The following is an 11,299-nucleotide window of genomic DNA, read 5'->3' as shown; positions in this document are numbered from 1 at the left end:
GCCCATACCATTCATCTGGTCATGGATAACTTGAGCACCCATACTCGCAAGGGGTTGGTGAACCGCTTCGGCGAAGAGGAGCGGATGGCTGTGGGAGCGCTTTACTGTCCACTACACCCCAAAGCATGGAAGCTGGCTCAACCAGGCGGAGATCGAGATTGGCCTCTTTAGCCGCCAATGCCTCGGAAAACGCTGGATCGGGGATATCGTCCCCCTCCGCCGCCAAGCCAACGCCTGGAATCGCAGTGCAAACCGCCACAAGATCACCATCAAGTGGAAGTTCACAAGGAAGCTGGCACGCCTGAAACTGAACTACTCATTCAAGCGGTCACAGTACTAGGGGAATGTAATCAGCCCAAGAGCAAGTCATCTCCTAAGCGGGTGCTCCATTTTTTGCTTGTGGATAGATATCATTCGCGATGCCACAACAACCTTCAAAGTCAACACGAATACCGGCCCGTGCCGTCCCCCTCAACAAAGCGCAAATGCTTGAAGTGCAGCCGGCCGAGAATCTAATTCGTGCCGACGTCCAATCACGCCTGGTTGGTGCCTCGCCCGTTGTAATTGTCAACCCAGTTGTTTGATTTTCAAACGGTACTCCGCCTACAAGGCCACGAAAGCCGTTTGACCAATTGGCATAAGCGGATGGTTTCCTCCCCAGGAATCAAATCGGTTTTTTTGACACCCCCCCAGGAACTTTTCCGCAACGCGGTGGTCCGCGGCACACGATGGATTTCGGTACGGCATACAAGCCTTCGGCGCATCAGCAACTCGATTTTCATTGGAGCTTCGGCCTTTCGGCCCGCAACACTCGATCACTCGATTGGCTTCGGCTATTCTGTCCAGTTTCAGGTGATTGAATCCAGATGACTCAGCAAGGTCACCCAGCGGGGTGGGCGCGAGAGAATCGTTAGAGGTACCAGGGAATGTTGATCACCATGATGCGCTGATTCCCTCGGACAAGAAGAAGCAGCTTTAATAGTTGAGCCCGCTGGTTGTGGAGTGGAGTCTTCCACCAGTGTTTGACGACGAGTTCCCAGCTGCTCCTGAGGGTCTATGTTTTCCTGCCAGGTCTGCTCGCGAACAACGAGATGGCACAACGGTCGAACCCGGCGCTCTCAAAACCCGTAACCGGAAGAAGCCTTCCAAGACTGCCTAACTAATGGGGAAAAGAACGCAGCGCATTCCATCCTGGCCAGGAGCCACTGCTCCAACAAAGGCCGAATAGATTTGCGCAGACCAACCTGTCACCCTCACTTTTCGCTTGCGACAAGGCGGCGGACCATACATTCCGGTTAGCCGACCTCCATCTAAGTCATCTGTCAAGCGGAGAAATGGGTGGTGTCCCGGGCACGCCTTTGGCGGGACTAGCCATCAATGCCATTTGGCACATACATTGGGTGGATTCAGCAGCAGCACTCCTTGCATTGCCCATCTTGGTCATCGAGGGACGGCGCGCTTTACGCGGTGAGAGCTGTGGCTGCTGCTGAAATCCGCAATCGTAGATACCGACTCTAGGATTTGGCAGCCGCTATCGAGTCCACCGTGATTGTCTTTCCACCACTTGACTGAAGACGTTCCGAGATACTATTGCGAAAACCCTGTGAGGATAGCGTTGCCGACGACGGCGCCATGGTCCGCTGAATAGACAATACTGAGGTTGAACACAGCATCGTCGGAGCAGGAAGAGAAATCGATAGGCACGTCCAAGCTTCGCGCATCCTGCTTCGGGATAGTTCCCACGCTCATCGGTAGACTGGCAAGCACCTTGGGTTGACATGCCCGCGCACCACTCACCTGCACAAGCGAAAGCAGATTTAGCTGCCCGCCTTCCGCAGGTATCGGAGCTAGATTCGCAAGGTTCAATGTCCAGGTCCGGAGGCTTGAAGGGCCGCTTCGTTTTTGTAGTCCCAACGTCAGCGTTAGATCCGTGGACTCCAAAGGTGGCGCAATGGCAATCTTGTCGAGTGCGGGCGCTTGTTCGTCAGGGTTTCCAAATTGGACGGTGTTCTTCCCCTCCTTCAGCCCTACAGGAATAACTAAGCTGGTTGGAGAATCCTCACTGTCTCCCGTCAGGTCGAGCGGAATGGGATCTCCTCCGTTCACCGTCATGTATAGGAGCCGAGGAACTTTCGTGAGGTAATCGATCTCCATGTTGTACATCCCGGGTCCCGCAACCGTGATGTCGGGAAAGGTGACAGTATTGTCGCTTCCCATTCCGATACCGCTGATTTTCGTATTTCCGGAGCAGTATTCGCAGGCACTATTGAGTGCCTTTCCGTCCAAATTCCCAATCTCAGCATCGTAGACCGCAAACGTCGGGGGAGCTGTATGACCGTCTCCACTCATCCCGATTTGATCGAGATTTGGAGCAATGCCGGCTGGGTTGCCGAACTGAATCGAGTTATAACCCGCAGCGAGTTTGACCAGCACGCTGGTGCTGGACGGCAGGTCGAAGCTCCCACCTCCTACTTTCACCGAGGTGGGCACACCGTTATTCACTTGATAAAACAAATCGCTCGATCTGCTCGTTGCGGCATTGATTTCCATGCGGAATGTACCCGAGTGCTCGGCATAAATATTGTCAAGCGTGACAGCGTTGTTTTTCCCAAGCCCCAGGTTAACGACTTCGTGGCCTGTAGAGCATGCTTTACATCTGATGAAGGCAGCCTTCCCGCTGGTGAGACCGAGGTACGCTACATATGATTGAGAAAGTTCCGGCTTTGCAACGCCGTGTGAGAAGACACGGAGAAGACGAACGCCATGTCCCAGAACCACTGCGGAAAATTGCTCATCATAACGCCCTAGATTCCGGCGGTTCCAAACATCGTGAACCTGTGGCGCGTCAATGAAACCCAACGCACTCCACTTGATCGAAACTGGCGATGGAAACGCGTTGAGGTTAAACAACGCGACATAAAAGCTTCCGTCTCCCAGATTACTAGCCCAAATCGGCGTCATCCCTCCCGCAAGTTGGCTCGCAGGAAAACCAGATTGGTCGACTGCAATCACCTCATCGTTGGTCAGCAGATCGAGCCCAGTGGAATCGAGCTTCGTGAGGTCCCCGCCGATATAAAGAGGTGCATTCACCATGGCCCAAAGCGTGATCGCCGATTGCTGCTCAACTGCGTTCAAACCATCACTGGTGGTATTTCCAATCTCGAGGGGGCCCAGATCATTCCATCCACCCTGGGAACCGGCGTAGTTTTGCCATCCGATGAGGTCACTCCACCGTTGAGAAGTAAGAGGCCAGCTGGTCAACGTTGAACAGCGCCCCTCGCACTCCAGATTGGCACTGATCTGCCGAGCATTCGAATACTGCTGCCAGGTGTTGAAGTAGTCCTGGTCAATAGCTGAAGAAATTGTCAACCAAATTGGCCGCTGACTCTGTTTGATGGCTTTACTCCATGCCATAACGTCAGGTTGGTTATCAAGCGACATTGTGCCCGAGCCTGGGGCGACGCCGTCGAGTCGAATGTAGTCGACTCCCCACGAAGCGAACAGAGCAACAATGGAATCGATGTACTCCTGCGCTCCCTGTTTGGAATAGTCAATCTTGAAGTTTGAGAGGGAGCTGATCGGATCTGAGGCCGCAAACGCATTACCGGCAGAGTTTGGCGTGGCCAGAATATCTCTGATGTGATAATTCGTTTCAAGAATCTGTGGATTGGCGACAACAACCTGCCGATCCACCCCCGGCTTCCAATAGATCCCGGCTTTCTGCCCGTTTGAGTGGATATGGGAAATGAGACCGGTCATGTTCCGGAAGAGCGATGCGTCTGGCGTTGGGCGACCGTTTGCATCGAAGCCATTTTGCCAGCCGGCATCGATATTGATGTAGGTAAAGCCGTGCTGCTGCAAGCCTGAAGACAGAAGTGCATCCGATTGCGCTTCCACATTGTCCTGCGTGAGAAAGCTGCTTGAAACTGTCTGCTCGCTAAAGCTGCTCCAGCCGAGGTACGGTCGATCGGCAACAACCGACGACAGTGCGACTGCGTTTACACTGCTCCCCATCAGGGTAGCAATAGCTAAAACAGCAATTGGGCGCATGTATGACGCTCCAGACGCGAGGGAATCGATTTGTCGTGCGCAATTTTCTGTGAGCCGAGTCAGTTTCATGATCGTGATCTGCCTTCGTCGATCGCGGAGTTTACTTTCCGCACGCTGTGCAGCGTTGTGGAGAGTCGTCTTCTTCCAAAGTATCTAAAGATTCCGAACCACACGGGGCTCTAATAGGACGAACAGGGCGGAAATTCGTTTGTGAACTATCTGTGAAGAATCGATACGATTTGGATCTCAGAATGAGCGGCTCCCGTGTCTCCATGAGGCCGAGATCTTCGTCAGAATCGATCCCTGAGCCAACGCCACATCCTGAGAAACGCGCCAGGTCTAGGAATGCCAATGGGCGCATTTAGCTGCGGCAATCCACTTGAGCGAATAGTCGCCATCTCGTACAGTTGGGAGCCATGAACTACGTCACAAACACTTCAACGGATAGCCGGTTTTTCGGCCACCTGCCGAGAACGCTGATCGACTTGAATGGCTAAATGAGCGCTCTGCCCTGTTCGCAACAGGTTACAGGTTACGTGAGTCCGATGACCCTAAACGGGATTTACTCCCTCCAGTTCGCGAGCGCCAAAGATTTCGTCCATCGTGGCCAATCGCATCGCGGATGGCGATCCGCGTCGACAATAACCCCCTGAAGCAGGGAGGTCGAAACCGAAGGCGATGAGGGTGTTGTCCCGACGCAATGAAGTGCCAACCGGCCCAAGCCGTCGTCAGCACAACCTGCCCACTCATCTTTCTTCCCGCCGCGTTGAGGGCTGAGACCGAGATCCTTGCCACTCTTCACGCGAGATTCGCGCAGAGCGGCCTGCGTCAGAACGCTTACCATCCAGCTCTCCACCTTCCGCGCCTCTGCTTCTTCGATCTGGAGCACGTCGCGAAAAACAATCATCGACTCGGTACCGATCACCAGCGCGACCGCAGCACACAGCTTGCGATACGTCGCCGCATCGAACCGATCGCGCGCCGGCGCAAGAGCCGTTTGAATAAAGTTCGTCCCTGCGGTTCCCCCGAGGCATCTCGCCCGAGCCATTGCTCTGCGCCGCCTGATCCAGCAGACGTGCCACAATGAACCTCAACTGCGTCTGGTTCTCCCACACAAAGTCGTGCATAAAGGCGTTCGCCTTCAGCAGCCTCTCCTCTGGATCAACCGACGTATCGCCCGTAAATAGCTGCCCGGCCGTTGGCGTTCGGTCCACCAGGGCTGCCTCCCCCATCAGCGCTTCGTCGCTGGAGAAGTAGCGATAGGCGGTAGCGCGGGAGACCATCGCCTCCTTCGCCACCTCAGCCAGTTTGGGCAACTGTCCCTGCGACATCAAACGCGATGCAGCCTGAAGCAGGTCGTGCCGCGTTCGCTGCCTCTGACTCGCCCGCTCTCCCTTCGCCATGCGCTACGCTCCCGGGGGCAATTGCTGCATCAACGCCGCCATATCGATCCACACATTTTCACGCTGAATCGTACCGTCGTTCGTAAACTCGACGATGTGCAGCAAGCGCGCCTCCACAGTACGCCCCTTACCTTCGAGCCCGAATGGCCTGCCCACCGCCTTGAACTTGGCAACAGAGTCGTCCACGATAAAGTTGTCGCCATATAACCGCTTACCAGGCGTCACGCTGCTCTCCGCAAGATCGGCAAACAGCGCTTCATAGAAGGGACGTGCGTTTTCGCGCCCCTGCGTCGGCCCCGAAGGCCTGCGGAGCGCGCTCCCGTGCATCTCTTGCGAGTTCTTCCCGCCGAGAAGATGAAGGATAGAGTATGGTCCTATCGCCAATACCGAGGCAAACCTATTCGGTACTCAATGACCCGGAGCTTCTCTATCCGACCAAGCGGAAGATGTAGTGATGGGACAGGAATTCGGCCACCACCAGAATGAGAGTGACAACAGCGAGAGTGATTTGCACTCTCTCTCCCCAGAGTCGCCGGCGGGAAATCGGCTGCTGCCTCCACTGGGCAGAGGGCCGTTTCCGGAGTGATCGAATCCTCCAGATCATGTACAGATTGATGCAGGACCCGAGTACAGCGAGTGCCATCATGGGAATTCGTATAGCGTCTTGGTGAAATCCGGTTGCAGATCCCTTGGCTCCCGCAGCAACTGCAGCCAGAGCTCCCAATCCAATGACGAGTCGCACGCCGCTGAGCGCCATGACGATGGTGCAGACGCTCTGCAACGCGATGAAAAAAAGGCTGGTTAGACCGACGGCCCAACGGCGGACTCCCCGGTCACTTAAAAGCTCACTTGTCTCGGATCGCTGCGAGGCGATCACTGCTCGCTCGGTAGCCACTCAGGTTTGACGCTTAAGTCTCGACGAGGATACAGGAAAAATTAGGAGACTCAAGGAGAAAGCCGCCCTTGTAACCGTCACTCGATGCTGCTGGTCTCAGTGGCAGATTGCTGGTCCTGTTCGACCCGAAATCGATGTGGCGATCGGACTTCGAGTGACACAAATGTTGGCAGCCACACTGACTACCCAGTGCCCATACTGTATCGAACTACATGTGCAGTCGGCACGCAAAGAAGGGAGCGACGGACGAGATGCTCGCAGAAACAGCAGTCATCGCCGCGGCAATGCGTGCCGGCGGTGCGATCACGCACGCGACTCATCTCTTCAAAGAGTAGTTCTCGTCGGGGACGCTGATCGCGGTGCCCTAGGATGCGGACGTCGCAAAGAAACCCTTGTGGCGCCCCGCTTCGAGCTGAGGTTTCAGATATTCCCACAACTCAGGACAGCCACCCTCAATCTCAGGACGCACCCGTTCGACGACCCTCTCATAAGTCACTCCGTTTTCTCTCCAGCTTCCGCCGTTCCGGTTGAGGTTCAAAAGGACGGGCATACTGCGATCGATGGCCATGGCAAAACGAGCGTCAACGGATTCTCCCGCATCAAACTCTTTCCATAGTCTCAACAGAAAATTGCCTGTTTTCTTGGCGCCAAGCCGCAGATGCGCTCCAAAGCCTTAAGTTCCGCGGCCTTTCTTTCTTCCCAACCGTCTTGTGCAAATACGAACTTGTCGCCAGCGTCAATCTCGCCAAGATCATGTATGAGCAGCATCGCCACCACGCGGGTAACATCGACCTGCAGCTCTAGTGTGTGGGCCATCGACATGGCAAACAACGCGATCTGCCAGCTATGCTCGGCGGTATTCTCGAAGCGTTCTTCCGAGATGGGCCGGACCTTGCGCAGTACGCTTTTCAGTTTGTCGACTTCGAGCACAAATCCAATGGTTTTTGAGATTTCCGTGGTCACTGTTTTCTTTGCCATGTTTAGCTTCCCGTCTTCGCCGTGGGAAAAGGGGCCAGGCTTCCACTGTCCGGCGCTGCTCCGGCTTGCCGGATCGCATCAAGCACGACGCCGCGCGTCAGCAGTTCAGGCAGAACGTGGGTTGCCCTTTCCCCCGGCCCGGAGATGATCACGTAGGTCGGAACGCCACTACGCCCAACGCGGCTCAGTTCGCTGGTGATCTCCGGATCGTAGCGAGTCCAGTCGGCGCGGAGGAGTATGTAGTGTCGATGAAGAAGCTCCTGCTCGACGCTGCGATCTTGCAGAACCGCCTTTTCATCGACCTGGCACGAGAGGCACCATGCAGCAGTGAAGTCAACGAAGACTGGCTTGCCCTCGTTCTGCGCCTCCTCGAGGGCAGCGTTAGAGAAAGGTTGCCACTGCAAACGATCGACTCGCGCCGTGATTAACGGGAACGCGAGCGCCGCCACGACGGCCGCAGAAGCGACGACATATCCCCACCGACGTGCCGGCCAGCGTCCGAGTATCCATCCCCCGATCGCGAGAATCAACAAACCGACAAGCAATCGGGCGACATGATCGGAGCTGTCTCCCGCTGTGCTACCGCTCAAACGGCCGTAGACCCACGCTAACCAGATCACGGTGAGAAAGAGGGGCACGGACGTGAGTTGCTTCAAGGTCTCCATCCAGCGACCTGGGCGTGGTAGATTGTTTGCCCATCCGGGAACAAACGTCAGCGCGAGATAGGGCAACGCCAAGCCGAGAGCGAGGGACGTGAATACCGTGAATGTACGAGCGCGCTTTGGGACAGTGCGAACCCGATTGCGGCTCCCATCAGTGGTGCTGTGCAGGGTGTTGCCACCACCGTTGCGAGGACGCCGGTGAAGAATGAACCGGTATAGCCGCTCTTGCGGGCGAGACTACCTCCAGCACTGGTCAAAGTTAGACCGAGATCAAACATGCCTGCCAGAGAGAGCGCCATAAAGAAAAGCAGGCAGGCCATAGCGACAACGAAGCCAGGGGATTGAAGTTGAAACCCCCATCCAGCCTGTTTGCCGAGAGCTCTGAGCGTTAGCAGCGCGCCTACGATAATCCAGAATGAGCACAGAATCCCGGCTGTATATGCCATCCCATGCGCTCGCTGCCCCGTCCTGCTCTCGCCGGCACTTCCTACCAGAGCCAGTGCTTTGAGGAAAAGCACCGGGAAAACACACGGCATGAGATTCAGGATGATTCCCCCCGCGAAGGCGAGCACAACCGCCAGAAGAAATCCAGGTTCGTTGCCACCACTTGAGTGTGCAATTCCTGTTTCGACTGGCGCATTAAACGTGTAGGACCGGCCATCGCTCAGCTTAAGGACACCCTTAAGTTCTTTCGGCAGGGTATCGGAGATGTCGGCTCGCTCCGTCACGAGCCTCACTCCATCAGCTGTGGGCTCTATCTTCTGTTCCGCCGCGTTCCGAATCGAATCGTCATCAAGCGGATAATACTCCGCTGAAATCTCTTTCTTGCCAGTGACTACGTTGAGCGTCAACGTGCCGCGAGTCGCGGCTACCCCGATTTTGACCGAGGCCGGCGGCTTGACCGGCTCCGCGAGAACAGCGGCGTCGATGAGCTTGTTGGTATCGGAAGATGCCTTCGGAACTACGTTGAGTTTGAGGCCGAGGTACGCTTTTCCAGGAAGGCACACCTCTCGACATACAAGCCACTGCACGTGCGCCTTCAGGTCCGCTATGCCGAGTGGAGTTTGTGGTGAAGTCGAAAGATCGAAGGGAAACGCAGCCGTGCCCTCGTATCCATAATCCATCAACGGACCGAGCGGTAGTCTCGATGGTGCGGGATACTGCATCGGCCCAACGGAAAACCCTGATGGCACCGACCATTTCACTGTGGGGGGCTCGCCCGAGTCTCCGGCGTAGACCCAATAAACATGCCAGCCGGGCTCAAGAGTGAGGGCTAAAGCGACTCGACTGCTGCCACCGGGGGCGACCGTCCCGGCCTCGGAGATCAACTCCGCAGTGAGGTGCTGGGCTTTGACAGGCCCGGGTGTTCCGGTTCCCGATTCCCGTACTTGAGCATGGCCGAATGGGAAGAGAGCCAATAGGGCTGAGAGGAGGAGTAGAAGACGATTGTGAGAGGTTCGCATGTTCGACCTGCGTGCTCTTGAAGAGAAGGCCGCACCGGCGATTCCCGGCACAGCCCCCGCGTCAATTCGTGGAAAGATGGTCCAGGGCATCTTGTGCGGAAAGGCGATCGCCGTGGCTATGGCTGATCTTCTCAAAAACGACCATTCCCTTCTTGTCGAGAATGAACGTGGACGGATATGCCGTCTCATGTGGCGCATCCCAACGTAGTCCATACAGATTGGTGACCTTATAGTCAGGATCTGTCACAAGTACAACGTTGGACGGCAACTCGGCCTGCTTTTCGAGAAATTCCTTCGCATGTTGATCGAGATCAGCGGGCGGTCCTGGGTAGACCAGGAGCACTCTCGTGTTCTTCGCCTTGAAGTCTGAGGCACGGTCTGCGAAATCATGAACCTGTTTTACACAGTAGGGGCACTGATAGCCTGGAAAACCTCGCAAGATCACCAGAACGAGATCGTGTCCACTCTGTTCGGTCGACAGCGTGACGGCCTTTCCTGTTGGAGTTGAGAGTGTGAAATCAGGAGCCTTCGCACCCACGGCGGGGGTCTGGGCGAAGGCGGACGCCCCAAGGAGCAAAAAGCAGGCTATGGCGAGGACAGATCCCCAAACCTGACTGATGTGAATTGTGCCGGCCTTTTGGGCTCTACCGGACGGCTGGGCAAAATTGGACATGACGAGCACTCCTCCTACGAAATGCCTATCTGACAAGCAGTCTCTAGAAAAGTTACAGCGCTCATCTACTTTTATTCACTTGTTGGTGAGTAACATGCCCTAGCTAGCCCGGTGTTCGAGCGCAAATCGAACCTCTTAAGGGATCAAGATGCCTGGTCACAAGTGCCATAGAAAAAAGGGGGGTGTTCAAACCCAACGATGTCGCGTTTGAACAACCCCACAAGGAGCAGTCCTATTGATCAATCCAATCTTTGAACGATTGGGCAATTGATTGAGAACCCCGAGCTTCCGAACGCTGCTCCGCCCGGGCCCGTGATAAGGCCGTCTTGTACAAACGTCAGGATCTGAAACTCTTCGCGCAACTGCCCGCGATAACCTTTATTGATAGCGTCATCTGTCCATTGATACAGCTGTGCGTCCCACGCTGGACTGTAATCGAGCGCAATGGTCGGGATTCCGCCAAGCACGTTGTTCGGTCTGAACCCATCCGCCAAATCAGCAGACAGCCCTTGACGCAGTGGATTGTTGCACTCTCCGGTCTCTGGTCCATTGGTTGCAATAAAAATGCGTTCCACCGGACTCGCGAAGCTGTCGTCATGTCCCAGCACCAGCTGGCTCATGAGAGGGGCGTAGGTGTTGTGCTCGATAGCTGCTGCAAGCGGAATGCTCGCGTCCATCGAGAGATACCAAACTGGACGACCAAAGCTGAACCCATTGATCAGGTTGATTGTAACGGTCATGTTGATAGGATCGATCGCTACGACCTGATCATGAACTTTTGAATAGTCGACGTTGCCGTTGGGGAAATCGATTTGACTGGCGTCAACCCCGAAGGCAACCATCGGTGCGTTGTAGATCACGTTTCCAGCATTGATTATCTGTACGAACGGACTGTATGCAGAGTCGCCAATGGCGCCCGGTGCAGCAGACTGTGGCGGGAACTCTGCGCCTTGAGGACCGGGCACGATACTGCGCTGGGGAGCAAAATCGACAGTCCCTTTATCGAACACAATATTGCCATTCGTGTCAAGGTTGCCCGTTCTGGCAGCATTCGCAGCAAATGCGAGCTTTGAGGAGAAGTTTAGACCGAGTGCATCCGCCACTCCTTGATCGCTCACATCGGTGAGGATGTACCACACGTTCTTCTTGCTACCCTTGAGTGTCCCTTTATACAA

The 11,299-nt window shown here is 55.5% G+C and carries 7 protein-coding genes and 1 pseudogene; all 8 read right to left on the bottom strand.

All coding sequences use genetic code 11. The features are described from left to right. Positions 1 to 1,587: 1,587 nt before the first annotated feature. Positions 1,588 to 4,050, bottom strand: a complete 2,463-nt coding sequence (locus tag Q363_RS27480; protein WP_035357067.1) for an alpha-galactosidase D — start codon at positions 4,048 to 4,050, stop codon at positions 1,588 to 1,590. Positions 4,051 to 4,796: 746 nt separating this feature from the next. Then, entirely contained in the window at positions 4,797 to 5,453 is a 657-nt protein-coding gene (locus Q363_RS39270; protein WP_211256386.1) for a TetR/AcrR family transcriptional regulator, read from the bottom strand. Positions 5,454 to 5,456: 3 nt separating this feature from the next. After that, the gene (locus Q363_RS27470; RefSeq protein ID WP_084080838.1) at positions 5,457 to 5,780 is read right to left on the bottom strand and encodes an ester cyclase; all 324 of its coding nucleotides are present in this window, start codon (positions 5,778 to 5,780) and stop codon (positions 5,457 to 5,459) included. A gap of 932 nt (positions 5,781 to 6,712) precedes the next feature. Next, positions 6,713 to 7,326: pseudogene (locus Q363_RS27455) on the bottom strand (HD domain-containing protein). 2 nt (positions 7,327 to 7,328) lie between these two features. Then, positions 7,329 to 7,982 (bottom strand): thioredoxin family protein, encoded by a 654-nt coding sequence (locus Q363_RS41355; protein ID WP_169747160.1) that lies wholly within the window; start codon positions 7,980 to 7,982, stop codon positions 7,329 to 7,331. A 56-nt stretch (positions 7,983 to 8,038) separates the two neighbouring features. After that, positions 8,039 to 9,451, bottom strand: coding sequence for a protein-disulfide reductase DsbD domain-containing protein (locus Q363_RS41350; RefSeq protein WP_169747159.1), 1,413 nt, complete (start codon positions 9,449 to 9,451; stop codon positions 8,039 to 8,041). Positions 9,452 to 9,512: 61 nt separating this feature from the next. After that, complete coding sequence (locus Q363_RS27445) at positions 9,513 to 10,124, bottom strand: peroxiredoxin family protein (protein ID WP_051979408.1); 612 nt, start codon at positions 10,122 to 10,124, stop codon at positions 9,513 to 9,515. A gap of 239 nt (positions 10,125 to 10,363) precedes the next feature. Continuing rightward, the coding region (locus Q363_RS42335; protein WP_035357063.1) for a DUF7482 domain-containing protein at positions 10,364 to 11,299 on the bottom strand (936 nt) is incomplete at its 5' end.

This window comes from Edaphobacter aggregans DSM 19364, assembly GCF_000745965.1.
GTDB lineage: Bacteria > Acidobacteriota > Terriglobia > Terriglobales > Acidobacteriaceae > Edaphobacter > Edaphobacter aggregans.
The sequence above is the reverse complement of the archived record's forward strand: the minus strand, read 5'-3'. Positions and strand labels throughout refer to the sequence as shown.

Excerpts from the sequence above, each read along its gene's own strand:
- Q363_RS27480 (WP_035357067.1), bottom strand. The coding sequence starts at position 4,050 with ATGCGCCCAATTGCTGTTTTAGCTATTGCTACCCTGATGGGGAGCAGT.
- Q363_RS39270 (WP_211256386.1), bottom strand. The coding sequence starts at position 5,453 with ATGGCGAAGGGAGAGCGGGCGAGTCAGAGGCAGCGAACGCGGCACGAC.
- Q363_RS27470 (WP_084080838.1), bottom strand. The coding sequence starts at position 5,780 with ATGCACGGGAGCGCGCTCCGCAGGCCTTCGGGGCCGACGCAGGGGCGC.
- Q363_RS41350 (WP_169747159.1), bottom strand. The coding sequence starts at position 9,451 with ATGCGAACCTCTCACAATCGTCTTCTACTCCTCCTCTCAGCCCTATTG.
- Q363_RS27445 (WP_051979408.1), bottom strand. The coding sequence starts at position 10,124 with ATGTCCAATTTTGCCCAGCCGTCCGGTAGAGCCCAAAAGGCCGGCACA.